Source organism: Collinsella sp. LCP19S3_B11 (assembly GCF_052121915.1).
In the GTDB taxonomy this organism is placed as follows: Bacteria; Actinomycetota; Coriobacteriia; order Coriobacteriales; family Coriobacteriaceae; genus Collinsella.
This window is the reverse complement of the sequence record NZ_JBQKDI010000016.1, coordinates 1-24,176: the sequence shown is the minus strand read 5'-3', so window position 1 is coordinate 24,176 and position 24,176 is coordinate 1. Positions and strand designations below refer to the sequence as shown.

The 24,176-nt window shown below is 65.4% G+C and carries 27 protein-coding genes; 16 read left to right on the top strand and 11 right to left on the bottom strand.

Translation table 11 applies throughout. The annotated features are described in order from the left end of the window. Window positions 1–77: 77 nt before the first annotated feature. From ACTQV4_RS08490 to ACTQV4_RS08475, 4 genes are all read left to right on the top strand, one after another. Window positions 78–1,145 (top strand): glycerol dehydrogenase, encoded by a 1,068-nt coding sequence (locus tag ACTQV4_RS08490; RefSeq protein ID WP_441541335.1) that lies wholly within the window; start codon window positions 78–80, stop codon window positions 1,143–1,145. A gap of 151 nt (window positions 1,146–1,296) precedes the next feature. Continuing rightward, window positions 1,297–2,550, top strand: a complete 1,254-nt coding sequence (locus ACTQV4_RS08485; RefSeq protein ID WP_441569638.1) for a 4Fe-4S binding protein — start codon at window positions 1,297–1,299, stop codon at window positions 2,548–2,550. A 114-nt stretch (window positions 2,551–2,664) separates the two neighbouring features. Beyond that, a complete protein-coding gene (gene ychF, locus ACTQV4_RS08480; protein ID WP_089572784.1) occupies window positions 2,665–3,741 on the top strand; it encodes a redox-regulated ATPase YchF in 1,077 nt (358 codons plus the stop codon). 11 nt (window positions 3,742–3,752) lie between these two features. Beyond that, the gene (locus tag ACTQV4_RS08475) at window positions 3,753–4,136 is read left to right on the top strand and encodes a DUF1648 domain-containing protein (protein WP_154517947.1); all 384 of its coding nucleotides are present in this window, start codon (window positions 3,753–3,755) and stop codon (window positions 4,134–4,136) included. 9 nt (window positions 4,137–4,145) lie between these two features. Here ACTQV4_RS08475 and ACTQV4_RS08470 read toward each other — a convergent pair whose 3' ends face one another. Continuing rightward, window positions 4,146–4,535 carry a hypothetical protein gene (locus tag ACTQV4_RS08470; protein WP_195838610.1) on the bottom strand — a complete coding sequence of 130 codons (390 nt, stop codon included), beginning with the start codon at window positions 4,533–4,535 and terminating at the stop codon, window positions 4,146–4,148. A gap of 76 nt (window positions 4,536–4,611) precedes the next feature. On the opposite strand from ACTQV4_RS08470, the gene ACTQV4_RS08465 reads away from it, so the two are divergent. Next, a complete protein-coding gene (locus ACTQV4_RS08465) occupies window positions 4,612–4,830 on the top strand; it encodes a helix-turn-helix domain-containing protein (RefSeq protein ID WP_427719445.1) in 219 nt (72 codons plus the stop codon). A 317-nt stretch (window positions 4,831–5,147) separates the two neighbouring features. Here ACTQV4_RS08465 and ACTQV4_RS08460 read toward each other — a convergent pair whose 3' ends face one another. Beyond that, a complete protein-coding gene (locus tag ACTQV4_RS08460) occupies window positions 5,148–6,161 on the bottom strand; it encodes an asparaginase (protein ID WP_441541339.1) in 1,014 nt (337 codons plus the stop codon). A gap of 268 nt (window positions 6,162–6,429) precedes the next feature. Between ACTQV4_RS08460 and guaA the strand changes: the two genes are divergently transcribed. Next, on the top strand, window positions 6,430–8,028 hold the full coding sequence (guaA, locus tag ACTQV4_RS08455; protein ID WP_441541341.1) for a glutamine-hydrolyzing GMP synthase: 1,599 nt from the start codon (window positions 6,430–6,432) through the stop codon (window positions 8,026–8,028). Window positions 8,029–8,587: 559 nt separating this feature from the next. Here the strand turns inward: guaA and ACTQV4_RS08450 are convergent. Beyond that, the gene (locus ACTQV4_RS08450; protein ID WP_441569637.1) at window positions 8,588–9,001 is read right to left on the bottom strand and encodes a helix-turn-helix domain-containing protein; all 414 of its coding nucleotides are present in this window, start codon (window positions 8,999–9,001) and stop codon (window positions 8,588–8,590) included. 140 nt (window positions 9,002–9,141) lie between these two features. On the opposite strand from ACTQV4_RS08450, the gene ACTQV4_RS08445 reads away from it, so the two are divergent. The 3 genes from ACTQV4_RS08445 to ACTQV4_RS08435 are packed head-to-tail and all read left to right on the top strand — an operon-like array spanning window position 9,142 to window position 10,796. Next, the gene (locus ACTQV4_RS08445) at window positions 9,142–9,357 is read left to right on the top strand and encodes a hypothetical protein (RefSeq protein ID WP_441569636.1); all 216 of its coding nucleotides are present in this window, start codon (window positions 9,142–9,144) and stop codon (window positions 9,355–9,357) included. After that, window positions 9,344–10,417 (top strand): site-specific integrase, encoded by a 1,074-nt coding sequence (locus tag ACTQV4_RS08440; RefSeq protein WP_441569635.1) that lies wholly within the window; start codon window positions 9,344–9,346, stop codon window positions 10,415–10,417. The genes ACTQV4_RS08445 and ACTQV4_RS08440 overlap by 14 nt, the downstream gene beginning before the upstream one ends. Before the next feature lies 1 nt (window position 10,418). Then, complete coding sequence (locus ACTQV4_RS08435) at window positions 10,419–10,796, top strand: plasmid mobilization protein (protein WP_441569634.1); 378 nt, start codon at window positions 10,419–10,421, stop codon at window positions 10,794–10,796. A 7-nt stretch (window positions 10,797–10,803) separates the two neighbouring features. Here ACTQV4_RS08435 and ACTQV4_RS08430 read toward each other — a convergent pair whose 3' ends face one another. After that, window positions 10,804–11,232, bottom strand: a complete 429-nt coding sequence (locus ACTQV4_RS08430) for a hypothetical protein (RefSeq protein WP_441569633.1) — start codon at window positions 11,230–11,232, stop codon at window positions 10,804–10,806. Window positions 11,233–11,586: 354 nt separating this feature from the next. Next, complete coding sequence (locus ACTQV4_RS08425; protein ID WP_441569632.1) at window positions 11,587–11,874, bottom strand: hypothetical protein; 288 nt, start codon at window positions 11,872–11,874, stop codon at window positions 11,587–11,589. A gap of 547 nt (window positions 11,875–12,421) precedes the next feature. Between ACTQV4_RS08425 and ACTQV4_RS08420 the strand changes: the two genes are divergently transcribed. From ACTQV4_RS08420 to ACTQV4_RS08395, 6 genes are all read left to right on the top strand, one after another. Then, a complete protein-coding gene (locus ACTQV4_RS08420; protein WP_441569631.1) occupies window positions 12,422–12,793 on the top strand; it encodes a YraN family protein in 372 nt (123 codons plus the stop codon). Window positions 12,794–12,997: 204 nt separating this feature from the next. Continuing rightward, window positions 12,998–13,762 carry a ParA family protein gene (locus ACTQV4_RS08415; protein ID WP_441569630.1) on the top strand — a complete coding sequence of 255 codons (765 nt, stop codon included), beginning with the start codon at window positions 12,998–13,000 and terminating at the stop codon, window positions 13,760–13,762. Continuing rightward, window positions 13,749–14,705, top strand: a complete 957-nt coding sequence (locus tag ACTQV4_RS08410) for a ParB/RepB/Spo0J family partition protein (protein ID WP_441569629.1) — start codon at window positions 13,749–13,751, stop codon at window positions 14,703–14,705. The genes ACTQV4_RS08415 and ACTQV4_RS08410 overlap by 14 nt, the downstream gene beginning before the upstream one ends. Before the next feature lie 212 nt (window positions 14,706–14,917). Then, window positions 14,918–15,364 (top strand): plasmid mobilization protein, encoded by a 447-nt coding sequence (locus ACTQV4_RS08405; RefSeq protein WP_441569628.1) that lies wholly within the window; start codon window positions 14,918–14,920, stop codon window positions 15,362–15,364. After that, window positions 15,352–16,620, top strand: a complete 1,269-nt coding sequence (locus ACTQV4_RS08400; RefSeq protein WP_441569627.1) for a relaxase/mobilization nuclease domain-containing protein — start codon at window positions 15,352–15,354, stop codon at window positions 16,618–16,620. Before ACTQV4_RS08405 ends, ACTQV4_RS08400 begins: the two co-directional genes overlap by 13 nt. Then, window positions 16,617–17,171, top strand: a complete 555-nt coding sequence (locus ACTQV4_RS08395; protein WP_441569626.1) for a hypothetical protein — start codon at window positions 16,617–16,619, stop codon at window positions 17,169–17,171. Before ACTQV4_RS08400 ends, ACTQV4_RS08395 begins: the two co-directional genes overlap by 4 nt. A gap of 206 nt (window positions 17,172–17,377) precedes the next feature. On the opposite strand, the gene ACTQV4_RS08390 is transcribed toward ACTQV4_RS08395, so the two are convergent. The 6 genes from ACTQV4_RS08390 to ACTQV4_RS08365 form a co-directional block, all read right to left on the bottom strand. Next, window positions 17,378–18,109 (bottom strand): class B sortase, encoded by a 732-nt coding sequence (locus ACTQV4_RS08390; RefSeq protein WP_441569625.1) that lies wholly within the window; start codon window positions 18,107–18,109, stop codon window positions 17,378–17,380. A 72-nt stretch (window positions 18,110–18,181) separates the two neighbouring features. Beyond that, window positions 18,182–20,923 carry a VaFE repeat-containing surface-anchored protein gene (locus ACTQV4_RS08385; RefSeq protein WP_441569624.1) on the bottom strand — a complete coding sequence of 914 codons (2,742 nt, stop codon included), beginning with the start codon at window positions 20,921–20,923 and terminating at the stop codon, window positions 18,182–18,184. Between the two features lie 12 nt (window positions 20,924–20,935). After that, window positions 20,936–21,394, bottom strand: a complete 459-nt coding sequence (locus ACTQV4_RS08380; protein WP_441569623.1) for a DNA gyrase — start codon at window positions 21,392–21,394, stop codon at window positions 20,936–20,938. A 108-nt stretch (window positions 21,395–21,502) separates the two neighbouring features. Then, window positions 21,503–22,504, bottom strand: coding sequence for a conjugal transfer protein TrbL (locus ACTQV4_RS08375; RefSeq protein ID WP_441569622.1), 1,002 nt, complete (start codon window positions 22,502–22,504; stop codon window positions 21,503–21,505). A 2-nt stretch (window positions 22,505–22,506) separates the two neighbouring features. Continuing rightward, a complete protein-coding gene (locus ACTQV4_RS08370; RefSeq protein WP_441569621.1) occupies window positions 22,507–23,217 on the bottom strand; it encodes a hypothetical protein in 711 nt (236 codons plus the stop codon). A gap of 30 nt (window positions 23,218–23,247) precedes the next feature. Then, window positions 23,248–24,015: an NlpC/P60 family protein gene (locus ACTQV4_RS08365; protein WP_441569644.1), complete on the bottom strand. Its 768-nt coding sequence runs from the start codon at window positions 24,013–24,015 to the stop codon at window positions 23,248–23,250. On the opposite strand from ACTQV4_RS08365, the gene ACTQV4_RS08360 reads away from it, so the two are divergent. Continuing rightward, window positions 23,962–24,176, top strand: a 215-nt coding sequence (locus ACTQV4_RS08360) for a hypothetical protein (protein ID WP_441569620.1), incomplete at its 3' end; no start/stop codon positions are given. The two genes, ACTQV4_RS08365 and ACTQV4_RS08360, sit on opposite strands and share 54 nt — an antisense overlap.

The following is a 24,176-nucleotide window of genomic DNA, read 5'->3' as shown; positions in this document are numbered from 1 at the left end:
TCCTCAATGCGCCAAGTTGCCACAAGGGGACAGGTGGCTTTGCACCAATCGTTGTTTGATGAAGGGCGGATTCTCGTATGGCGCTTCCTATGGTTTATGGCGGTCCCGGCCGGTATGTTCAGGGGCCGGGCGAACTTTCGCGTCAGGGCAGATATTTGTCATGGTTGGGCTGCGCTGCCTATGTCTTGTTTGACCAGGGCACCGAGGATCGGCTGTGCAGGCAGATCGTCGATGGATTTCTGGACGAAGATCTAAGCGAGCCGTTCTTTAAGATTTATGACGGTCCGTGTACGGAAGAGGCCGTTGTCGAAATGGCTAAGGAAGCCCAGGCTGAGTATTGCGACATGGTGGTGGGTATTGGCGGCGGCAAGATGCTCGATATCGCCAAGGCCGTTGCGTTTTATGCCGAGTTGCCGTTGTGCGTATGCCCCACGGCGGCTTCGATGGACGGTCCGTGCAGCGCGATTTCGGTGCTGTATCACGAGGATGGGTCGTTCGACCGCTATCTGATGCTCGAAAAGAATCCAGATTTGGTTGTGGTCGATACCGGCGTGGTCGCGGCGGCTCCGCTGCGTATGACGGTCGCTGGTATGGGCGACGCGCTGGCAACGTACTTCGAGGCGCGTTCGTGCGCCGCGGCGCACGGTACCAACGAGCACGGTGGCGCGTCGGGACACTTGGCCTTGGTCGCGGCTCGTGCCTGCTATGACACACTCATGGAGTGCGGCGTCGCTGCCAAGCGCGATCTTAAAAAGGGTCGTATATCGCCGGCGGTTGAGCGCCTGATCGAGTGCAATATTCTGCTCTCGGGTGTTGGCTTTGAGAGCGGTGGCCTAGCGCTTGCCCATGCCATCGCCAACGGCCTGACGATTCTGCCCGAGTGCAAGGCCATGCATGGTGAGGCCGTGGCATTTGGCCTGGTGGTGCAGCTTCGTTTGGAGTGCGCGCCCGAGCTTGATCAGGTGCTCGAGTTTTGCCAGCGCGTGGGTCTGCCGACGACACTCGAGGAGCTGGGCCTTGGTGAGATTTCCGATGATGACCTGCTGAGCGTTGCGGACGCAACTTTTAAGAACGAGCGCAATATGGCTAACGAACAGGCCAAGGTGACCAAACAAAAGCTCGTGCAGCTCATGTGCGAGGCATAGCTTGGCGCTTGATTGACCTTGTGCAATCGAGGCGGCGATAGGCCATAGGCTATTTGTCTCAATGATGCGCCGCATGTAATTTGCCCGAGGCGTGGGCCGATGGCGTATCATTATCTCTTGCTTGTTTGCACTGCTCAGGGAGGGGCCGCGCATGGCGCAGGAACACGATCTGTTTGATGACATTATCGAGATCAGCAAGGGTTTCGACTTTCTTAAAAACCCGCTTGGCGGTGTGACCGATGCGCTTGATCCGTCGGCGCCGCAGTGGAATCCCGCCGACTACAAGGAGCGTCCGCGCGGCAACACCATTCCGTGCCTGACCTGCAAAAACGAAAAGAGTGGCTGCTCCGCGTGCATGGATGTGTGCCCGGTCAACGCTATCGAGGTCGAGGAAGACTCTATTGAGATTCTCGACTCCTGCCGCAAGTGCGGCCTGTGCGCCGCTGCCTGTCCGACCGAGGCGATCATCTCGCCGCGCCTGGCGCCCAAAAACCTGTATGACGACATTGTCTCGGCAGCAACGAGCCACGAGACCGCCTACGTCACCTGCACACGCGCCCTCAAGCGCATGCCGCGCGAGAACGAGGTCGTCGTTGCCTGCGTGGGCGATATTACGGCCGAGACCTGGTTCTCGGTACTGGCGGACTATCCCAACGTGAGTGTGTACCTGCCCCTGGGCGTGTGCGATAAATGCCGCAACACCGGCGGCGAGGATATCCTGGGCGAGGCGATTGCGAAGGCTGAGGAGTGGTCTGGCACGGGTATGGGCCTGGAGATCGACCCCAAGAGCCTCAAGTGCCATAAGCTTCGCGAGTACGAGCGCAAGGAGTACATGGAAAAGATTGCCCGCACGACGGGTCTGACGGTGACCAAGCTCAACCCGGCGACGGCGGCGCTGGCCTCGGTGACGCAGAAGTTGAAGGCCCATCGCCATCAGATTACCCAGCTGGAGCGCACGCTCAACACCATGTGCGGCACCACGACGGCAAAGCGTCGCCGTTCGCTCACGCATGGGCGGCAGCTGGTGCTTTCGACACTGCAGAACCATCCCGAGCTTGCCCAGAACATGCAGGTGAGTACGCCTGAGTGCGATTTTGACAAGTGCACATCGTGTGGCGAGTGCGTCAATGTATGCCCCACGTTCGCCTGCGATTTGGTGGGAAGCGGCCGCTTCGCGTTGGAGTCCACGTATTGCTTGGGCTGCGGTGCCTGTGTCAAGGTTTGTCCCGAACATGCGCTCAAGCTGGTCGAACACGATGCGTCCAACTTGGTTGTCGTCGACCCCGAAGCCGAGGAAAAGGCCGCTCAGAAGGCCAAAGCCCACGAAGAGGCCCAAAAGGTAAAAGCCGAGGCGAAGGCCAAGCTCGACAAGATGCTCGACCAGGTGGAGAAGCTCGCGGACTAGCCAGCTACCCCAATCTCTGCTTCATTTGCGCCGCCGCGGTGTCCGGATTCGCCCGGATGCTGTGGCGGCGCTATACTTATGCAGTTTGAAGTACCTGTACCAAAAGGAGCTGTCGTGTCCCTTTCCATCGGTATCGTGGGCCTGCCCAACGTGGGCAAGTCGACGCTGTTCACCGCGCTTACCAAAAAGACCGGCCTTGCCGCCAACTACCCGTTCGCCACGATCGACCCCAACGTGGGTATCGTCGATGTGCCCGATAGCCGCCTGCAAAAGCTCGCCGACATTGTCAACCCTGGCCGCATTGTGCCGGCTACGGTCGAGTTTGTCGACATCGCGGGCCTGGTGAAGGGTGCCAACGAGGGCGAGGGCCTGGGCAACCAGTTCTTGGCAAACATTCGCGAGACCGACGCTATCTGCGAGGTCGTGCGCTATTTTAAGGATCCCAACGTCATGCGTGAGGTGGGTCGCACGGGCGAGTTCGTCGATCCCGCCGGCGATGCCGACACCATCATGACCGAGCTCATCCTGGCCGACATGGGCACGCTCGAGAAGCAGCTGCCTAAGCTCGAGAAGGAGGCCAAGCGCGACAAGGAGCTCATGCCCAAGTTTGAGGTCGCCAAGCGCCTGCTCGCCTGGCTCAACGAGGGCAAGCGCGCCGCGTCCATGGAGATGACCGACGAGGAGCGCGCCGCTGCGAAGGGCCTGTTCCTACTCACCATGAAGCCCATCTTGTATGTGGCCAACGTGGACGAGGACATGCTCAACGAGGACCTGGCGCCCATCGATGGCGTCAAGCCGCTGCCGATCTGCGCCAAGATCGAGGCCGAGCTTTCCGAGCTCGATCCCGAGGATGCGGCCGACTACCTGGAGAGCCTGGGCCTGGAGCAGCCCGGCCTGGACGTGCTCGCGCAGGCAGCCTACAAGCTGCTCGGTCTGCAGTCGTTCTTTACGGCTGGCGAGATGGAGGTCAAGGCCTGGACGGTGCGTCAGGGCGCGACCGCCCCGCAGGCCGCCGGTGTCATCCATACCGACTTTGAGCGCGGCTTTATTAAGGCCGAGGTCATTGGCTATGACGACTACATCGAGCTCGGTGGCGAGCAAGGCGCCAAGGCTGCAGGCAAGCTGCGCATCGAGGGCAAAGAGTATGTCATGGCCGATGGCGACGTCGTGCACTTCCGCTTTAACGTGTAAGGACGGCGAGCATGTTTAAATATGGAAAAAAAGCTGGCTACATGGGCATCGCGCTGCTGGTGCTTGCAGTGCTTCCGCTGGTGGTCGCAGCGTTTGTAATCCCCAACATTGGTCCCGAGGTGGCAACAAAGTTTAATGCCGCCGGTGAGGTGACGCGCTGGGGCAAGAGCTACGAGCTGCTGGCGCTGCCGGTGCTCAACCTGCTGCTGAGCGTGGCGACGTACTTTACGGCGGGACGCCAGGCAAAGAACAATGAGGACTCCGCCGCCATGGCGCGCATCGTGTGCGAGCGCTACCTGCGAAACGGCTGCATCACGGGCGCATTCCTCAACGTAATTAACGTCTACTTTATGTATTCGGCGATTACCGGCACAGGCTTTGGCCTGGGCTTTTAGCTTGCGCCTTTAGGCAACGAGCCTGCAAGCATATTCGATGGCTGCTGCGAGGCCGCCGCTCGATCGTGGTTGAAAGACCACATCGGCGGCGGCCTCGTTTTCGTATCCGGCACCGCGAAGGCAGAGCGCGATACCGGCTTCCAAGAGAAGGGGCAGGCCACACTGGCTGGTTGCGATTACGGCAGCCTGATTGAGTGAGCAGCCGTGCGCTTGGCATTGGATGGCAAGTTCACCTTGCGCCGGGCAAGGGACCAAAACGGCGGCGACGCGACTTGATAGCAATGCAAATGCTGTGCGCTCATCGGGCGAAAGGCACTCTGCCTCAACGACGACAAGCTTGGGCGGTGCGCTGTTTGTGCGAAGCGTGGCTCGGTACATGCGGACCGAAGAACCCGACATAGAAAACTCCTGTATATTGGGCAAAACGTAAACTATAGTTTACGTTTTTGTTTTGCTCCATTTCAAACTCGTCTGCATGAACGAACATGCGAAACAGATTCTTGGCGAGCGAGTCGAGCGGACGCGCAAGGCCCTTGGTATCTCCAAGGTCGATTTTTGCGTGGCGGTTGGTATCAGCCGACCTTATCTCGATCAAATCGAAAGCGGAACGGCAAACAGCACGCTCGAGATTTTATTTAAACTTGCGCCCGCGCTTGGCATGACGGTGTCAGAGCTTCTCGAGGGCATTGAGTAGGCGTTTTTGCTAGATTTGTCGTTTGCTGAACGGGTCCCCCCGACGGCGGCGTGCAAAAACCCGAGTATTCAGCATCCCTCAATAAATTGGCAGCAACCGAAGGCGCAAATACGATGCTTGCTGTTTTGGATTATCCACAAAATTCATTATTATGAGGAATAATAGACGCGTGGGACGAGCCTATCGAACCGAAAAGCGATTTACAGCTAGCGGTTTTAACGTTTCCGGAAGGGGCGGGTGCTGAAAACTCCGCTTTTTGCACGTTCCGAGAGGCACCACGTGCCCCACAAGGCCCAAAGAGGCGGATTTTGTTTTAGCTACACCATCGGGATGCGGTCATGGTTGACCTGGCTGTAGAACAGGCGCTGAATCTCGGCCGCATCACGTGACTGGCCGAGCGCCCACATGGTCTTGGCCACGAGCGTTTCGGTGGTCATATCGTCGCCGCGCAAAATACCCGGATGGTCGGCGTAGGCACGGCCGACCTCATAAACACCCAGATCGAGGCCCTCTTCGGGGACCTGTGTGGTCATAACGACGGTGCGACCCGAATCGACCCAGCGGAAAATCGCCTCCTGGAATGACTCGCCGGACTCGCCAAACTCGGGAATACCGCCAATGCCAAAGGTCTCCAGAATTACGGCGTCGTAGCTATCGGTCAGGGCGTCCAATATGCCTGGATTCACGCCGGGCGTGAGCTTAAGGACAAACACGCGCGGGTCGATACTGTCGTAGAAACGAACCGGGCTCTCATTCTGGTGGGTGCCGTGGAGCCCGTTGCGCACGATGCGGTCGTTGCGGATGTAGGCAATGGGCGGATAGTTGACGCTGATGAACGCGTTAAAGCTCATGGTGCGCTGCTTGCGGGCGCGCGTGCCGGCGATGGCCACACCGCCAAACACGATTGAGACGTCGTGCGAATGCTCGTCGAGCGCATAGAGCAGGCTCTGGTACAGATTGAGCTTGGCATCGGTAAAGGGGTTGCCCATGGGCTTTTGCGAGCCGGTGAGCACGATGGGCTTGGGGCTGTCCTGAATCAGGTAAGAAAGCGCCGCCGCGGTGTAGCTCATGGTGTCGGTGCCGTGCAGAATCACGAAGCCGTCGTGGTCAGCATAACCCTCGACGATGACGTCGCGGATACGCATCCAGTCACTCGGACGCATATTGGTGCTGTCGATGTTCATGGGCTGCATGACGTCGAGCTCGCAGAGGCCCGAGATCTCGGGGACGCTCTGGGCGAGTTCCTCACCGGTTAGGGCGGGGGAGAGGCCGTTGCCGTCCTCGGTCGATGCGATGGTGCCGCCCGTGGCGATGAGAAGGATGCGCTTCATGTTGGTGTTCCTATCGTATTTGCCGCCGCAGAGGCGGAGTCGTTCGGCAGTATTGTGGCACAGGGCGTCCAATGTTCAAACGTATTACATCATCTGTAACGTTTGGTAACACTTCAATTGCCGTCAAATAGGGGCCCAGGTCGTGCGTTTGCCGTGCGCTGATGGCTGCGAGGGACGAGAAACCCCATATAACGTGTACACTATGAAAGTTATTCTCGTTTATTCGCGCGGGTGGGCATCGGCTCCCCGCCAACAAGAGGGGGAAACCATGGATCAAAAGGCTTCCGCAAAGGTCCTCGTACTCGACTTTGGTGCGCAGTACGGTCAGCTCATTGCCCGTCGCGTCCGCGACCTCAACGTGTATTCCGAGATTGTTCCCTGCGACATCTCGGCCGATGAGATTCGCGAGATGAACGCCTCTGCGCTCATCCTTTCCGGCGGCCCGGCCTCCGTGTATGCCGAGGACGCTCCGTCCATCGATCCTGCCATCTTTGACCTGGGCCTTCCCGTCCTGGGCTTCTGCTACGGCCATCAGATCACGGCCGTGACGCTCGGCGGCAAGGTCGGCCACTCCGAGGTGGGCGAGTACGGCCGTGCTACCATCACACGCACTGCCGGCGCCAAGCTCTTTAACTCCACGCCCATGCAGCAAACCGTGTGGATGAGCCACCGCGACGCCGTGTCCGAGGTGCCCGAGGGCTTTACCGTTACCGCCAGCACCGACGTGTGCCCGGTTGCTGCCATGGAGTGCCCCGAGCGCAAGATTTTCACCACCCAGTTCCACCCCGAGGTCAAGCACTCCGAGTACGGTCAGCAGCTGCTGAGCAACTTCCTGTTTGAGATCTGCGGCCTGGAGCCCAACTGGAGCATGGACAACCTGGTCGAGACCATGACGGCCGAGTTCCGCGAGAAGGTCGGTAACGACCGCGTGATTTTGGCCCTGTCCGGTGGCGTCGACTCCTCCGTCGTGGCTGCGCTGGGCGCTCGCGCCGTGGGCAAGCAGATGACCTGTGTGTTCATCAACCACGGCCTGCTGCGCAAGGGCGAGCCCGAGCAGGTGGAGGAGGTCTTCACCAAGCAGTTCGATGTCGACTTTATCCACGTTCACGCCGAGGACCGTTATGCCGAGCTTCTGGCCGGCGTGATCGAGCCCGAGGAGAAGCGCCGCATCATCGGTACTCAGTTCTGGAAAGAGTTCTTCGCCGTGGCGCAGCAGCTCGAGACCGATGGCAAGCCGGTCAAGTACCTGGCTCAGGGCACCATCTACCCCGACATCATCGAGTCCGGCGCTCGCAAGACGGGCGGCAAGACGGCCACCATCAAGAGCCATCACAACCTGATCCCGTTCCCCGAGGGCGTACACTTCGACCTCATTGAGCCGCTTGATCACTTCTTTAAGGACGAGGTCCGCGCGCTTGGTCTGGCACTGGGCCTGCCGGGTCATATCGTGTTCCGTCAGCCTTTCCCGGGCCCGGGTCTGGCCATCCGCATCATCGGTGCGGTCGACAAGGAGAAGCTCGAGATCCTCAAAAACGCCGATGCCATCGTGCGCGAGGAGCTCGACGCCTACAACCAGCGCCTGTTTGAGCAGACCGGCGAGCGCAACTCCGAGCACAGCTGCTGGCAGTATTTCGCGGTCCTGCCCGACATCAAGTCCGTTGGCGTTATGGGCGACGAGCGCACCTATCAGCGCCCGATCATCCTGCGTGCCGTCGAATCCAGTGATGCCATGACCGCCGACTGGGCCAAGCTGCCCTACGATGTGCTGGCCCGCATTTCCGGCCGCATCGTTGCCGAGGTCCCCGGCGCCAACCGCGTGTGCTATGACATCACGTCCAAGCCGCCCGCGACCATTGAGTGGGAATAACGAGAACTGGCTTTCGAACTCGCGTTTTAGTACCTCCGAGTACCGTCTGATGCCGTTTCGGCATCGTCCCAGGGCAAAGCCACCAGCGAAATAGTGGGGATAACAGCCTCCGAACCCTCTGGTTCGGAGGCTTTCTTTTTGCAGGTCTACCTGGTAAAACGGTTAAATTATTCCCGTATGCCCCTACTGGGCAGTACAGCGGAGCACTCGGCGATACGGGAATAATCGGGCCCTGCGGGAATAATTCACAATCCTGGTCCCCCGAGGGCTGATTTCGAGCGGCCGAAACTAAGTTGAAACTGCGAGGCGAATTCAAGGCCTCGTCAAGTGCATTTGCCCAGGTCAACAAACGGGAATATAAAATCGCGAAAATCGGTTTCCGCAGTTTCGGTAACCCCCGAGTGCCGCCGAATGACGCCGCGTATCTTGCCGTATTGGGGGCATGCAATTATTCCCCGGAAGGGGTTTCTTGGGCGCAAATTTCATATGGGAATAATGGAACAGCCTCCGAAAGATCGGAGGCTGTTCTCAAAGAAACGTCAATTTGCCTGGGGAAATATCAGAAAGACGCCTTCCATCTGGCGTAAGCGCTCTCATCGATATCGCCGCGCTTGAGCTCTTCGCGCTTTTTCGCCCAGGACTTGATCGACTGCGCAAGCTTGGGGGCATGCGGCGCCTTGGGATCGACCGCCAGGCCCATGCCATCCTTGCTGGGCGCGAGGCCATAGTCCTTCTCCAGCTGCAGCAGCAGGGCCATGAGGTCATGCGACGTCTCGACGCCGTAATCCTTGAGCGCGCCCGCGGAGACTCCGAGCACCTTCGCGATCTCTTCCAGCAGCTCGGGCTTCACCGCGCGGATGCCGCTCTCGTAGTGCCTGATCGCGCCCTCGGTGAGACCCACCGCATCGGCGAGCTGGGCCTGCGTAAAGCCCTTCGCCTTGCGGTACCGCCGAATGTTGTCGCCTGTCGCCATGCGCCCTCCTGTCCGTTTTCATCGGCGACCATTCTATCAGCGTACGAGTTTGTACGCAATTCTATTGACAGTACAGATACGTACGATTATTCTCAGGAATATAAACGTACAAGGCTGTACGGATAGACAGGAGGACCAGGATGGAAAAGCCGGTGGCAAAGACGCCGAGGCCGAGCATGCTCACCGCCGACGAGGTGGCCGAACGCCTGAAGATCAAGAAAGGCAGCGCCTACGAGGTGATCCGCCAGATGAACAAGGAGCAGGAGTCCCTCGGACGCGTGGTGATCCGCGGGCGCGTTCGCAGCGACCTGTTTGAGGCCCGCTACTTCCCGGAGGTGGACGATGCCTGCCTATAAGGACAAGAAGACGGGGCTCTTCTACGTGCAGTTCTACTACCGCGATGCGCGCGGCGCAAAGCGGCACAAGACCAAGAAGGGATTCCAGACCGAGCTCGAGGCGCTCCTGTGGGAGAAGAACTTCAAGGCCCTCAAGGACAACGCCATGGACATGACCTTCGCAGACTTCTGCAAGGTCTACGAGGCGGAGGTGAGGCCGAGGGTCCGCGAGCATACCTGGCTCACCAAGGAGACGATCATCCAAAGCAAGCTCCTGCCGTTCTTCGGCGACAAGCGCATGTGCGACATACGGCCCGTCGACATCGTCAGGTGGCAGAACTCCCTCACGGGGTCCACGAGGCAAGACGGCGACAGCTTCAAGCCCACCTACCTGAGGATCATCAACAACCAGCTCAACGCAATCTTCAACCACGCCGAGCGCTACTACAACCTGGAGAAGAACCCCGTCCACAAGGTGAACAAGATGGGCAGCAAGGAGGCCGGCGAGATGCAGTTCTGGACCAAGGACGAGTATCTCCGCTTCTCTGAGGCCATCTCCGACAAACCGCTCGCTTTCTACGCGTTCGAGGTGCTCTACTGGATGGGCATACGCTGCGGCGAGCTCATGGCCCTCACGCCCTCGGACTTCCTGATGGAGACGTCCGAGCTTCGCATAAACAAGTCCTACCAGCGCCTGCACGGCGAGGACGTGGTCACGGAGCCGAAGACGCGCAAGTCGGTGCGCACGATCAAGATGCCCGCGTTCCTCCGCGACGAGATGGCGGAGTTCATCGAGATACGCGATGACGTGGCGCCCGACGAGCGGCTCTTCGGCTTCACGAAGCACTTCCTCGTGCACGAGATGGACCGCGGCTGCAAGGCGTCGGGCGTCAAGCGGATACGCATCCACGACCTTCGCCACAGCCACGTGAGCCTGCTCATCAACATGGGCTTCTCCGCCCTCGACATCGCCGAGCGCGTGGGCCATGAGGCCATCGACATCACATACCGCTACGCGCACCTTTTCCCCGCCAAGCGCGCGCAGATCGCCGACGCGCTCTCCGAGCTGAGGGGCGAGTAGGATGCCGTGCGAGAACAGCGCCCGCAAGCGCAGCAAGACGATGGCGTTCCGCTGCACCCCCGAGGAGTACGAGCTGATCGCAAGCATGGCAGCCTGGAGCGGCATGAGCCGTCAGGACTACATCATGGCGAGGCTGACCGGGACCGAGATAACCGTGAGGCCGTCGTCGCGGACGCAGCGGGCGCTGCGCGACTCCATGAAGGGGCTCGCTGAGCGGCTTCTCGCCGTGTGCGACGCCGACGAGCTGGACGAAGGGCTCCAGAAGCAGCTCGCCTTGGTCATGGAGATCTTCAACGGGCTCGGCGAGGCCCCTACGCCTGAAAGGCGATCGACGCGCGAGAGAGGCCACGACGACTTCTTCGGGATGTCGCGGCGCTGATCCGGGCCTACGCCCTCGTCGAGCCGCCGCGATACACCGTGACCTTGCAAGAGTAGACTCGCCAGCAGAACTCGGGGTCGTCGTCGATGCCGTCTTCTCCGAAGCAGGACACCTCCCTGACGCGGCATGCGAGCCATTCGCCGGCGCCGAGGCCCTCGATGGCCCTTTGGAACAGCTGGTCGTCGTAATCGTGGTAGGGCGTGTAGGGCACCGTGGACCCGTCGGCCAGGTGGAACCTGTAGCCCCATTCGCTGACGTCCTCCGGACACGGACGCACCTCGAGAAGGTCGCCCTCCTTGAGGGAGGCCGCCGACCTCTCGAGGGTCACGTCGCGCTCCGTTTCGCCTTCCTCCCAGGTGGAGTCGGACCAAAGGTCCGCTATTCCGATTTTCTCGACACCCAGCGGGGCGTCGTCCAGGAAATCGTCCGGGGTCACGTCCCTGAGGAACGCCTTGGCGCCCCGGATGGCGATGGCCTCCTCGAGCGTCCGCGCCTCCGCGTATTCTCCCGTCTTGTAGTCTTCGACGCGAATCGCTCGCCCTCGTATCTCTCCGGCCTTGGCAGGCCGAGCTCCTCGTCGTTCATTCTTTCGACCTCTCTCGGTTGCCTACGGCTAGTCGCGGGTCTTGCCATTTCGGCTTGAGGCCGGAAGAAACCGTCGGCGGCTCGGTTTGGGATGCCGCTAAATCCCCGGGGTTGTTGCGTCCCTTATTTAACAACCCATTATCCCACTACCTCGGAAAACGCAAAGGGCGTCGAGGCGCATGGCGGGGAGAGGCTCGATTATTCCTCAGTGCGCTTGCACGGCCCTAGCTTCTGGGGTTTCCGATGGCTTCCGCTCCTCGGCGTAGAGGACCTCGTTCTGCGCCTCCAGTATGCGCTCGGCGTCCTCGATGCGCCCGGCGCACTTCTCGCTTATCGACCTCAGGGCCAGGATTCCCTCGACGTCGAGCGGGTCCAGCTGGTCGGCGTGCGCCAGCGACTCGAGCAGCTGGTCCAGGCCCCTTGCCAGCCTCCCAGCATCGGTCACAGCATCGAGCAGCTCGAGGCGCTCAACCTTCTCTTCGTAGCTCAACATCAGCTTGCCTCCTTCTTCCGACGGACGTGTTGCGCAGCACCGTAGCCGTTCTGCATGGAGAGCCGCCCCACAGCCAGCGATCCCGTGCGCGTATCCGCCGTGAGCGGCGCTGGAAGGCCGTCCCGTTTCCGACCGAGGCGTCGAGACTCGGAAACGCGGCGCCGTCCCTGCCGCGGTGGTGCCGACGCCAATCCCCGCAAGGCCCCGCCACTGCCATCGACGGACCGCGCCCCATGCCCGGAGGGCCCGGCGACCATGCCCGATTCCATGCCGCACGCCTGCGCCCCTTCGATCGGAGAACCCGCCCCGGCGCTCCTTGGACGCGCAGGGTCGCACGCCGGCGAGCGCCCCGCAAGGGCCGCGACACTTTTTCGGGTTCTTCGCCCCATGCGCTCCGCGCGCGAACAACGCGAAAAACTGCCGTCGGAGTACTTCTACAACCACGTCCGACTTCGCTTTTCCCCTTGCCGGTCCGCCCGCGCTGCATGCGACTCACGCGGCGCAAGGCACGCCACGGGGGCGGGCCTCAGAGTCTAAGGAGCAAGACATGAACGACATGAAGGAAAAGGCGATGGGCGCGGTCAGGACCTTCCTCGAGCGCAAGGGCTACGAGGTCGTCGACGAGGCCTGGCAGGGGCCCGAGGGCATCGGCGGGATCGACCTCGTGGCGCTGGACGAGGACGGGACCCTGGTGTTCGTCGACGCCACGGTCCGGGTCGGGACGGACGGCTTCCCCGAGGCCCACAGGGCGCGCGGGCTGCGCGAGGCGCTGGCGGCGATGTGGCTCGCCGGCAACGGCGACGACTACGCCAACACGCCGGTCCGCTTCGACGAGGTGGCGATGATGGTCGTCAAGGAGAACCGCGCGCTCCTGCGCCACCACGTCAACTGCTTCGGCGAGATGGAGCCGCTCTCCTAGGCGCCGCGCCCGGTCCCGGGCTCCCGGGGCCGGGCCTTTCCCGAATCCGGCCCCTGTACCACGAAAGCGTACATATCCGTACGTTTTCGTGGTACACTCCGCTTGTCGGACAAATCCGTACGGTTTTGTCCCGACGCTCCGAGACTCGGGGCGCGCCGGACCGGATGCGGCGAGGCGCGCCCCACGCTAGAGAGGAAGCGACCAATGCGCACGATAGCCATTTCCAACTACAAGGGCGGCGTCGGCAAGACGACGACCGCCGTGAACCTGGCGGCCATCTTCGCCGCCCGGGGCCTCAGGACCCTGCTCGTCGACCTCGACCCGCAGGCGTCGGCCACCGACTTCTTCGGGCTCTACGACCGGGCCGCCTCCGAGCGGCGCACCTCGGTCGAGCTGCTCTACGGCGGCGCGCCCGTGGAGGAGGTGGCCTACGGGGCCGCGCAGAACCTCGACGTGGTGGCCTCGACCATCGACCTCGTCGACCAGAACGAGATGCTGCTGCGCGAGCAGCGCCTCAAGTTCGCCCTCGACGACGCCTCGGGCTCCTACGACGTCTGCCTCATCGACTGCAGCCCCGTGATGCGCAGGCTCGCCTTCAACGCCTACCTCGCCGCCGCGGAGGGCGGCATGGTCGTCATCCCCGTGAAGCTCGACTCGACCGTGATGCGCGGCACGGCGCTCACCGTGGAGGCGACGCGCTCCATCGCCGACGCGCTGCGCATGCCCACGCCCCGCTGGAAGATACTGCGCACCTGCGTTCCCGGGCGCATGACCAACGCCGAGGCCACGGGCGCGGCCGTGCTCGACGGCTTCTTCCCGGACGAGCAGTTCGAGACGGTCATCCACGCGAGCAGCAAGGTCTGCGAGGGCAGCTGGCAGTGGAAGCCGGTGGCGGCCTTCGAGCCGGGGAGCCGCCCCGCGCGCGACTACGAGGCGCTCGCAGACGAGGTGTCCCGTGAGCTCGCCTAGCCGGGTGGCCGCGGGCTTCACCATCACGGGGCTGCTCGACGGCGCGTCGCGCACCCGCGGGCGCTACCCGGTGTCCGAGATCGCGGTGGCGGACATCGCCGACCACCCGGCGAACGCCGCCTACTCCATGGACCCGGCGGGCATAGCGGAGCTCGCCGAGTCCATACGGAAGGACGGCCTCACCGACCTGCCGCTCGTGCGCAAGGTGGGCGACGGCTCGTGGCAGATGGTCTCCGGGCACCGCCGCAAGGCCGCCTACACCTTGCTCGCCAAGGACGACCCCGCCTACGAGAGAATGCCATGCCGCGTGATCGAGGGAATCGACGACGAGCGGGCGGTGACGCTGCTCCACGCCGCGAACTACTTCACCCGTGCGCTCACCGTCACCGAACGGGCCGCCGCGACCGAGGCGCTCAGGGGCGACGCCGTGCGCCTGCGCTCCGAGGACCCATCGCTTTCCGGCATGCGCGTCGACGACGTGAAGGCGGCCATCATCGAGCGGCAGACGGGCCGCAAGGTCTCCGGCAAGACCATCGCGCGCGAGGAGAGGATGGCCCGCCGGATCGCCGAGGACCTCTCGCCCGAGTGGGCCGCCGAGGCAGACCGCGGCAACCTCACCGCCGAGGCGGTGCGCTCCCTCGCGGACATGCCGAAGGATCGCCAGGCGGAGATGCACGCCGCCATGGAGCCGTGGCGGCGCACCAAGCGGGAGCTCTCCGACTACGTGAAGAGCGAGGGCAAAACGCCGGCCGGCCCCGACGGGCGGCTCGCCAAGGCCGCCAGGCTCGTCGCCGACTTCCTGGAGAGCCCGCCCGAGAGCCCGAGCGCGGCAGACCTCTCGCTGCTGCGGGAGATGGCGCTCATGACCGCCCCGTACGCGCAGCCGGGCACTGGCGCCCAGAAGGTCCGGAGAAGGGCCTCAGGCCCGAAATCCAGCAAGTAGCCTATGGCGTCCGACACTTCGCGCCGGGCGTCCATAGCACTTGGGGACCGGGCGGCCTCGGACCCGTCATGCCGCGGGCCGTTCGGGAGCCCGCTTCCGCGAGGCCCGGTCCCAGAGGCGGCGCCCGAGCCGGGCAGCCGCCTGCGGGGGATCCCCCGCGCCCCTAGAGAGACGCGCCCGCCGAGCGGCGGGCCCGAGGAGAGGAGTTTCCCATGGAAGACGGAACCGGCGCCGCCGGGGGCAAGGAGCGCCGCGTCACGTTCCGCATGGAGGGCGGCGACTACGACGCGCTTTGCGAGCGCTGCGAGCGCGCCGGCCTCAGCAAGTCGGAGTACCTGCGCTATCTCGTTCGCATACCGCTGTCGACTGAGGCGAACGCGGGAGACGAGCACCGGATACTCGTGGACCGCAGGGCCCTGTGGGCGATGTCGCGCGAGCTCACGAAGTGGGGCTATCACTACAACCAGGCCGTGCACGCGATGAACCTCATCAACTTCCACGCCCGCCACGGGCACGTCGACCGCGACCTGGTCGCGGAGAGCATCCCGACGATCGAGCGCGAGCTCGCCGACGTGAACGCCGCGGCCCGCGAGATGGCCGCGGAGCTCGGGCGCATCGGAGCCGACTCGCTCGTGGAGGGCGCGCCATGCCGATCCTGAAGCCGATCAGCGGCCACGGCTCGACCGGCGGCATCCGCCGCTACCTCGAGAAGGGAGGGCGCGCCCTCGCGCGCGACCTGTTCAACCTGAGCTACGACGAGCGCGACGCCGGCGCGCTCGGGGACGATGCCAAGGAGGCCTGCGCCTGGGACGCCGAGATGGACGCCACGCGCGCCGCGTTCGGCACGGACGCCCCCTGGCGGGGAAAGCCCGCGCGCACGTTCAAGCACTTCGTACTTTCGCCGGACCCCGGCGACGACATCGACCTGGCGGCGCTGCGCGAGCTCGCGAGCTCATGGGCGCTCAAGCACTTCGGTGACCACGAGATAGCCATCGTCTACCACGACGACAACGCCCGCGGCATACCCCACGCGCACATCGTCGTGAACAACGCGAACCTGCGCACCGGCTACCGCATGCAGACCCAGCACCCCGAGGATCTCAACCGCGACCTCCAGGACATGGCCCGCGAGCGCGGGCTGTCGGGACTCTCCAACGACCGGGCGCCCGAATCGCCCTCGAAGGCGCGCGGACGGGCCGCCGCGGGCGGGCCCAGGAGCCGCAGGAGCGTCTACCTGGGACGGGCCGAGAAGGAGATCATGCGCTCGGGCGGCTACTCGTGGGTCGGTGACATCCGCGCCCGCGTCGCGCTCGCCAAGACCACGGCGCGCGACGAGGCGGAGTTCCTCGGCATCCTCGACGCCCTGGGCGTGCACGTCGCCGACAACTCGGCCAAGGCGCGGCGGGACGACTGGGTGTTCAGCCTGGCCGAGGAGCCGTCCAAGAAGGTCAGCGGCGAGCGGCTGGGTTTCGTCTACGGCAAGGAGATGCTGCGCCGGCGCTTCGAGCGCGAGGGAGCCTACCGCCCCACGGACGCGAGCACCGCGCGCATCCGCGAGGCCGCCGAGCGGGCCCTCGAGCTCAACGACCTCTCGGAGCTGAGCAGGCTCTCCTCGGCGCTCGAGACCTGCGCGAAGTTCGACGTCGAGTCAATCGAGGAGTTCGGGCTCAGGATGGCGACGCTCGAGCGGCGCGGCCAGGCGGGCGGCGAGGGGTACCGCCGCCTCGAGGCGGCGCGCGGCTACATGGCGGCAAACGGGCTCATGCCGCTCAAGACCCGCTACGAAGACGGCCGATACGCAAACGTCGATGACCGCGGGCGCGGCGACCGCCGCGACGAGGAACAGCAGCGTGCGCGGGCGGCCGAACGGCAGCGGGCCCACCAGGAGCAACGCAGGGAGAGGGGCCGGAGATGATGGTGAGGATAGAGTACGAGGGCGGCAGGACGACGCTGTTCGACACGCTCTCGTTCACGGAGGGGTCGCCGTTCTCCGGCGCGAACATGCTCACGGAGTTCGAGCTCGAGATGCGGGATGAGCCCGAGAAGGGGCTCTGGCTCACGGCGAACTGGCACCAGGTGCGAGACGACTGGCGCGCCGACGCGCCCGCGGACGGCATCCCGGCGGCGCGGAGGTCCCGCGGGTGGCGCTTCATGCTGGCCTCGGAGGCGGAGCTCGGGCGAGCACGGCGCGTCCTGCTCGACGGCGACGAGGCGTTCGCCCGGGTGCGGGGGTACCTGTGCGACGCGGCCGCGATCGGCGCCTGCTACCGCGAGCACGTGGGCCCTCCCTCAAAACCGCTGAAGTCGCAGATAAGGGACTTGCAGCGTGCGCTGGGGAGGGCGGAGGTCCCGGGCGTGCCGGGCGAGCTGGCGAGCCTGCTCGCGGAAGAGAAGGAAGAGGGCGCCGAGGAAGGCGCCCGCAAGGTCGAGGAAGATTGGGGTGACGTCGATGAAGAGGCTTGGTAGGTTCCTCAAGGCGGCGCTGAAGCTCACGCTGGGCTTCTTCGTCTGGCTGTTCCGCGCCGTGTTCAAGTGGGTGATGTAAGAAGAGGCGGGCAATTGCCCGCCTCTTCTTCGTTGCTCGATTTCAGTTTTCCGTGCTCAGTCCCGGTCGTCGTCGCCGGCTGCGCAGCAGGCGTAGGCCGTGAGCGTGAGGAGCCCAATGAGGAACCCTATTCCGAAGGGCGCGAATCCCATTCCTCCACCTCCTTCGCGTAGACGACGGTGCGCGAGTTGCTCGTCTGGTAGCTGCAGGTCGCGAAGGCCCAGGCCTGAGCGACGCCCGCAGGCTCTTCCAGGACGACCTCGCATCGGGACAATTTGTCCCCGAGGTAGGCATCGAGCGCCGCGGCGTCGGCGAAGTCGGTCCGCTTGCCCTCCGAGCTCGCGTCTACCACGTCCACGGCGAAGACCTCGAGCTCGATTTCCTTCTCGCGGGTGTAGACCCGGATGGTGCGGTGCCCCTCGGCGAAGCCGCGCGACGAGTACCGCGCGAGCGGCGCGAACATCGTGCCGTCGGACATGTGGTGCCCGTAGACGATGACCAGCGGGCTCTCGGTGCCCTCCGCGCACCCGGCGTCGATGTAGGGAGCGCCCCATGCGGACCTCCCGCCGCCGGCGTCGTGCGTGAGGTAGAAGTCGGGCGATTCCGGCCGCCCCCGGACGATCGGGTAGTCGACGGTCGTCCCCGGCACGCGCACCCATGCGACGGCGGAGGCGGGAAGGGCGTCCCAGTCGATGCCGCCTCCCGTCTCCCGCGTCTCCGTCGCCGTGCCCTCCGCCGCGGCGGGCACCTCATGCGTCTCGTACGGGCTCCTCTCGGGCTGCGGCAGGACGGCGAGCGCCGCCAGCGCCAGCAACGCCACGGCGACGGCGAGCGCCGTGGCGGCTTTCCCTTTGTTCATGTCCTCCCCCGTTCGCAGGGGAGGCCCCGGGCGAGCGCCCAGGGCCTCCAGGTCGGTATCGATGCGGCGTCGCTATTCTTCCGGCTCCTCGGCGGTCGTTTCGGCCGCCTGGTCCTTGCTCGCGGTGATGGCCTTGCGCTTGCGGTACGCGAGCGCTCCGCCCGCGCCCGCCGCCGCTGCCAGCGCGATGCCCGCCGCCACGGCGTAGCCGGTGCCGTCGGGAGCGTCGGCGCCGGTCTTGGCGTAGGGCTCCTCGGGGGCCTCGGGCGTGTCGGGGTTGTCCACGACCACGCTCTGCTCGGCGCAGTCGATGTCCTCGTGGGTCGCCACGACGTTGCCGGCGGAGTCCAGGACCTTCTCGAAGACGACGAGCTCGTCTCCCTCGGCCAGGTCCTCGGTGTCGAACTCGAAGGTCACCTCGACGGTGCCGGAGGGCGCCTCGGGCTCGAAGGGCGTGCGGGCGGTCACCTCGTTGCCGTCCTTGTCGAGGAACGGCTCTCCCGTGCCCTTGTCCATGAGGGTGCCCACGGCGATGTAGGTCTCGCCGGGGACGAGGCCCTTGTAGGCAACCGTGTCGACGACCTTGGCCTTGCCGGCCTCGATGACCTGGTCGCCGTCGGCGGCGTCTGCCGCCTGCGTGCCCACCTCGACGGCCACGTGGACGGTCTGCCCCTCGTCGGAGAGGTCCGCGTGCGACGCCACCTCGGCGCCGTCCTTGCGTAGGCTCTCGAACACGACCAAGTCGCGGCCGCCGAGCAGGCTCGCGTCGAAGGGGATCTCGACGTCCTGGCTGCCCGCCGAGAGCGCGGGCGCGAACTCGACCTTGGCCTCCACGGGCTTGCCCGAGGCGTCGGCCACAGGCTCGCCGGTCGCCTTGTCGACGAGGGCGGCCGAGAGCTCGTATGGCTCGCCGGCCCTCAGCCCCTCGTAGGCGACCTCATCGACGACCTTGGCCTCGGCGTCGGCCGAGACGTCCTTGTCGCCGTCCGCCCCGTCCCTGGCGGTGGTGGAGATGCGCGGGCCCTCCTGGTCGTCGAGGCCCATCCATACGGCCTTTGCCACCGTCGAGTCGCGCTCGACCCAGAAGCTCCTCGTGATGAGCTCGAGTCCCTCGTTGGCCTCGCAGCGCAGCTCGGTCATGGTGTAGGCGCCGTACGGCAGGGCCGCCAGCGAGTCGTCCACCGGCGCCGAGGAGCCGTCCTCGCCGAGCGAGAACCAGATGCCGGCCTTCGGGTCCATGTCGGCGGGCCCGATCGGGCCCTCATGGCTGAGCAGGGCGTCGTTGGCGTTGGTGTCGTTCGAGTGTCTGTTCCAGCTGCTCGCGGTCGACGCGTCGCCGTTGCGGTCCGTCACCAGCACGTGCGTCTCGCCGGTCGCCGCGTTCTCGATGGCGAACGGGACCATGAGGCCGGCGTTGTCGGCCTCGCTCTTCTTGGAGAGCTCGAGGTCGTTGCGCACCACCTGGTCGCGGAACTCGAGCGCGGCGCCGTCCGCGGAGGCGCTCACGACCTCGCCGGCGGTGCGGACCTCGAAGGTGCGGGGCTCGCCGTCGGTCAGCAGGTAGCTCCCGTTCGTCGCCGTCTCCCGCACGTCGTAGGTCCCGTACGGCAGTGCGTCGGCCGCGGTCTGCGCGGTGTAGGCGCCGGCCTCGTCGTTCCATGCGGTGGTCAGCGTGGCCACGGCCTCGCCCGGCTCGCGCCACTCGCCGCCAACGAGGACCTTGTGCGCCGAGCGGTTCGTGACGGTGAACTCGATCCCGTCGAGGCCGGGGTGCTCGCCAGGCGCCTCCTTGTGGCCGCTGCCCGCGAGCGCCTCGGACGCCTGCAGCTCCTTGTCGGACTTGGTCACCTGCACGCCGCCGCGGAAGACCTCGTCGGTCACGGGGTCGCCCGTGAGGTCGGCCACCTCGCCGGCCTTCACGGTGAACGCGACGGAGGAGTCGTTGGCCTCGTAGCCCTCGGGCGCGGCGGACTCGACGATGCGGTAGCTGCCCACGGGGAGGGCGTCGGCGCCGGTCGCGGCGACGTGCGAGCCGTCCCCGGGCGCGGTCTTGATCGTGGCGCAGGTCTCGCCGTCGGCGTAGTACTTGCCGCCGACCAGCACGTAGCGGCCCGTCTCGTTCACGACGGCGAAGCCCGCGCCGTCGAGCGAGGCGTCGCCCTGGGGCTCGGCGCCCGCCTCGGAGTCCTCTTTGGCGATCCTGACGCCGCCCGCGGACCAGCTGAAGCTCACGAGCGTCTGGGAGCCTCCGCCGGTCCTGACGCAGAACGCCTCGAACCCGGCGGAGACCTTCCCGGCGCCCGCCTTCATCTTGGCGAAGGTCCCGCCGATCAGCTCGGACTTCGCCCAGGAGGCGAACTCGGCGCTCGTGCCGTGCGTGGCAGCCGACTCGGACCCCGAGTAGGCGTAGGCGATCAGCACGTGGCTCGCCGCCGCGTACTTCGCGTCATCCCAGCCGCCGCCGTCGTACCAGCTGCCCGGGAACATCGACGCGTCGAAGCCGGGAGAGCCGAACGAGTACCAGATCGCCGCCGTCACGTCGCCGCTCGGCACGGGGCTGGTCGAGTACGATCCCGCCGCGGGCGTCGGGGACGATGGCTCTGCGCAGTAGGCGATGTTCCCGTCGGCGCTCATCCACGTGGTGGCGAAGCCGCCGTACGGGATCTTGCCGCCGATGGACACGTCGACCGTGCTCGGCGCGGCGTAGGCGGGCGATGCCGCCACGGAGGCGAGCAGCGCCCCCGCCGCCAGGATGAGCGCCATGGCGCATCGGAGGAGCTTTTCCTGCAGGGTGCATTCTTTGGCTGCGTTCATCTTTCCGCCTCCCTATCTCTCGACGCTTCGCTGGGCGCGGGGCGCGTCGTGCTCGACGGCGCGGTTCGCCTGGCGGGCATGCTCGGCGCGCTCCGCGAGGTAGCGCGAGCGCCCGGCGTCCACGGCCTCCTTGAGCTGCGCCGGCATGACCTTCACGGTGTCCTTGACCGCGCGCCCGGCGTCGTCGAGCTCGGGCTGGCCGTCCGGTCCCATCACCGTCTTCCTCAGCCACACCTCGCGGTTCGCGAGCAGCGGTATGTCTCGGAAGTCCGCCCCCTTGAAGCGGCTCTCGTTCACGAACATGGGGCTGAACTCGTAGCCCCCCACGTCCATGCCGTCGACGACGGTGCCCTTGGGAAGGGTCGCCGAGTTGAAGGTCCTGGCCTCGCCGGTGGCGCGGTCGGTGTACTCGATGCCCTCGCGCACGAAGCTCTTGTGCAGCGAGAGATACACGTTCTTCCTCTCTTCCATGTCTTTCCTCCTTTTCGTTTTCAATCGGTCCTTGTCTTCATCCGCCGGGACGCGCGCCCCGGCGCGGCGCCCCTATCTCATGGCGACCGCCTCCTTCCTCGTTTCTCGTTAGAAGCCGCTCACGATGTCGCGCGCCCAGGAGCCGCTCTTCACGAGCGCCAGGATGAGCAGCACGCACATGGCCAGGTACTGCAGCGCGTAGGTGAGCCCGTTCGCGACCGCGTCCGCCGGGGTGCCCGTCCCGGGGTTCGCCCCGGTTAGCCCGCCGAGCACGAGCGGGAACGATATGAGCAGGACGAGGATGATGACGCCGGCGATGCAGACCGCCCCGAAGCTCTTCAGGTAGCCGACGCCTATCTGGCGCGTGGCGTCCATGCCGAGGAAGGCCAGCGGGATCGGGGCGAACGCGGCCATGATGTAGAGCTGGAGCGCGCGGGCCCAGCAGACCACGAGGGCCACGACGTAGGCCGCCAGCACCACGACCCAGCTGATGAGGCTCACGACGAGCATTGCGATGAGCGACGGGACGTCGTCGTCGGTGGTGACGACGGACACCTCGGGCAGGTCGAGCGCGCCGCCGGCGCCGAAGAGCGCCTCGACGCGGTCGATGGCGAGCCCGCAGACCTCGTAGACGGACGCCATCAGGTCGAAGCTGTTCTGTATGAGGAACAGGAACACGGCGAAGAAGACGAGCAGGAACACGACCTCCTTGACGCCGGGAAGGCTCTGGCTGCCGTCCATGCGCTGGGAGATCTCGATGAGCTTCAGGGTGAACACCAGGCCGAGCACCCCGCACCCGATCGGCAGGATGGCCACCTGCCACACGCCGCGGGCGACGTCGTGCATGGTCAGGTCGCTCGAGCTCGTGAGCATGTGCGCGAAGTCGGCCGAGAGGATCCCGTTCGCGCCGATCGACCCGAGCACGCCCGTCTGCGCCTTGAACATCCAGTTGCAGCAGTCGCGCAGAAGGCCGCACAGCCAATCGTTGACGTCCCCGGCTATGTCGGCGTATGCCGGCTGCGCGGGGATGAGCAGGAGCGCGCAGAGGGCGAACGCCGTCGCGGCGGAGACGGCGAACGCCCTGCGGCGTCGCGATTCAAGCGCCCGCACGGCTACATCGCCTCCAGCGAGCCGCCGCGCGAGACCACGGTGACCACCGTCGAGGCGGGGTCGTCGAGCGTGAAGGTCGTCGACGCGACGCCCCCGGCGTAGTCGATCCACACCTCCTTGTCCCAGGAGGCGCCCGCCGCCTGCGGGGACACCTCCGCCGCCTTCCTGGCGAGGACGTCCTCGACGTCGGCGGCGTCGGCTCCCAGCGCCTCGGGGAGGCGGTCGTCGATTCCGGTGACGGAGAACGCTCCGCCGCGCGTCTTCTGGGGCGCGTATGCCTGCGTCAGGAGGTCGCAGGCCAGGGTGCGGTCGTCCCCGGTGCCGGAGACCTGGATGAGCGAGAGGCCTCCCGCCTTCTCGCCGTCGCCCTTGACGTCGATGGGCACGCTGAGCACGCCGCCCGCCGCGGAGGGTTCCTGGGCCGAGAAGAACCAGGCCCGCTCGACGCCGCCGGCGCGCTCCACCATGGCGCCCTCGACGATCCGCAGCGTGGCGGTCGGGTCGTCGGCGCCCGCCCATGCGGTGTTCCATAGCGCCTCGGCGCCCGAGGCGGCCTTCTCGGCCCCCGCGTCGGGGCCTCCCTGGCCGTCTCCGGCCGTTGTCTGCGCCTGCTCCCGGGGACTTTCCTGCGCGTCCTCATGCGGGGCGATGGCGCAGCGCGCCGCGCCCGCGCCGAGCGCCACGATGAGCGCCCCCGCCGCGACGGCGGCCATGACCCTTGACTTTACCTGCATTGCTTTCTCCTATCTCGCGGTGAGCGCGCAGCTGAAGCTGCCGATGCCGCTCGCTATGCGGCACACGTCGCCCTGTCGCGGCTCGTGTATGTACCTGTCGTCGCCGATGTAGATGGCCACGTGCCCCGAGCGGTAGAGGATGTCGCCGGGCTTCGCCTCGGAGAGAGGTATGCGCCTGAGCTCCTCGTATTGGGAGCCCGTGTAGTGGCTTATGCGGATGCCCGCCTGCGCGTAGCAGTACTGCGTGAGCCCGCTGCAGTCGAGCGCCTTGCCGGGGGTCGAGCCTCCCCACACGTAGGGCACGCCGAGCTGGCTGTACGCCGCCTCGACGATCGCGTTCCCGCTCGCCGCCGGGTCCCTCAGGTCGTCGACCGTCATGGAGTCGAACCGGTAGAGGCCCCATTGCGCCATGATCGACTTCAGCGACTCGACGTAGGACGAGTCGGTCGCCCATCCCGCGTCCTTGAGCCCCTCGGCCATCCTGTCCGAGTCGTGCTTCTCGATCGCCTCGCGGATGAGGGCGTTGCCCGAGTAGCGCTCCGCCTGCAGGAAGACCCTGCTGCGGAACCGGACGCACTCGGCGTCGCCGGTGAAGCGGATGAAGCTCGCCGTGATCTGCGTGTGCTCGCCGGGCACGTACTCCTCGCTGGTCGCCCAGTTCGCCTTGCCGGCGACCTCGGGGCAGCCCGCGTAGCCCGACCACCACTTCATGCCGAAGAGGTTGTGGTCGCGCTCGGCGAGCTGGCTCATGCGGTCTCCCTGGCCGGACTCCTGGATGATCTGCGCGATGGTGCAGCCCGCCGGGTGCCCGTACTCCTCCTGGCACTTGTTAGCGTCAATCTATTTTTCACCAGTTTCGCTAAACAGGCGCGCCGTTCGCGCAAAGGCGGTTTCACCGGTTGCGCTAACGTATTTTCACCGATTCCGGTCACGGCTTG

What these genes read in the sequence shown, in the direction of transcription:
- ACTQV4_RS08490 (WP_441541335.1), top strand. Translation starts at nt 78, where the DNA reads ATGGCGCTTCCTATGGTTTATGGCGGTCCCGGCCGGTATGTTCAGGGG.
- ACTQV4_RS08485 (WP_441569638.1), top strand. Translation starts at nt 1,297, where the DNA reads ATGGCGCAGGAACACGATCTGTTTGATGACATTATCGAGATCAGCAAG.
- ACTQV4_RS08475 (WP_154517947.1), top strand. Translation starts at nt 3,753, where the DNA reads ATGTTTAAATATGGAAAAAAAGCTGGCTACATGGGCATCGCGCTGCTG.
- ACTQV4_RS08470 (WP_195838610.1), bottom strand. Translation starts at nt 4,535, where the DNA reads ATGTCGGGTTCTTCGGTCCGCATGTACCGAGCCACGCTTCGCACAAAC.
- ACTQV4_RS08465 (WP_427719445.1), top strand. Translation starts at nt 4,612, where the DNA reads ATGAACGAACATGCGAAACAGATTCTTGGCGAGCGAGTCGAGCGGACG.
- ACTQV4_RS08460 (WP_441541339.1), bottom strand. Translation starts at nt 6,161, where the DNA reads ATGAAGCGCATCCTTCTCATCGCCACGGGCGGCACCATCGCATCGACC.
- guaA (WP_441541341.1), top strand. Translation starts at nt 6,430, where the DNA reads ATGGATCAAAAGGCTTCCGCAAAGGTCCTCGTACTCGACTTTGGTGCG.
- ACTQV4_RS08450 (WP_441569637.1), bottom strand. Translation starts at nt 9,001, where the DNA reads ATGGCGACAGGCGACAACATTCGGCGGTACCGCAAGGCGAAGGGCTTT.
- ACTQV4_RS08445 (WP_441569636.1), top strand. Translation starts at nt 9,142, where the DNA reads ATGGAAAAGCCGGTGGCAAAGACGCCGAGGCCGAGCATGCTCACCGCC.
- ACTQV4_RS08440 (WP_441569635.1), top strand. Translation starts at nt 9,344, where the DNA reads ATGCCTGCCTATAAGGACAAGAAGACGGGGCTCTTCTACGTGCAGTTC.
- ACTQV4_RS08435 (WP_441569634.1), top strand. Translation starts at nt 10,419, where the DNA reads ATGCCGTGCGAGAACAGCGCCCGCAAGCGCAGCAAGACGATGGCGTTC.
- ACTQV4_RS08425 (WP_441569632.1), bottom strand. Translation starts at nt 11,874, where the DNA reads ATGTTGAGCTACGAAGAGAAGGTTGAGCGCCTCGAGCTGCTCGATGCT.
- ACTQV4_RS08420 (WP_441569631.1), top strand. Translation starts at nt 12,422, where the DNA reads ATGAACGACATGAAGGAAAAGGCGATGGGCGCGGTCAGGACCTTCCTC.
- ACTQV4_RS08415 (WP_441569630.1), top strand. Translation starts at nt 12,998, where the DNA reads ATGCGCACGATAGCCATTTCCAACTACAAGGGCGGCGTCGGCAAGACG.
- ACTQV4_RS08405 (WP_441569628.1), top strand. Translation starts at nt 14,918, where the DNA reads ATGGAAGACGGAACCGGCGCCGCCGGGGGCAAGGAGCGCCGCGTCACG.
- ACTQV4_RS08400 (WP_441569627.1), top strand. Translation starts at nt 15,352, where the DNA reads ATGCCGATCCTGAAGCCGATCAGCGGCCACGGCTCGACCGGCGGCATC.
- ACTQV4_RS08395 (WP_441569626.1), top strand. Translation starts at nt 16,617, where the DNA reads ATGATGGTGAGGATAGAGTACGAGGGCGGCAGGACGACGCTGTTCGAC.
- ACTQV4_RS08390 (WP_441569625.1), bottom strand. Translation starts at nt 18,109, where the DNA reads ATGAACAAAGGGAAAGCCGCCACGGCGCTCGCCGTCGCCGTGGCGTTG.
- ACTQV4_RS08385 (WP_441569624.1), bottom strand. Translation starts at nt 20,923, where the DNA reads ATGAACGCAGCCAAAGAATGCACCCTGCAGGAAAAGCTCCTCCGATGC.
- ACTQV4_RS08380 (WP_441569623.1), bottom strand. Translation starts at nt 21,394, where the DNA reads ATGGAAGAGAGGAAGAACGTGTATCTCTCGCTGCACAAGAGCTTCGTG.
- ACTQV4_RS08370 (WP_441569621.1), bottom strand. Translation starts at nt 23,217, where the DNA reads ATGGCCGCCGTCGCGGCGGGGGCGCTCATCGTGGCGCTCGGCGCGGGC.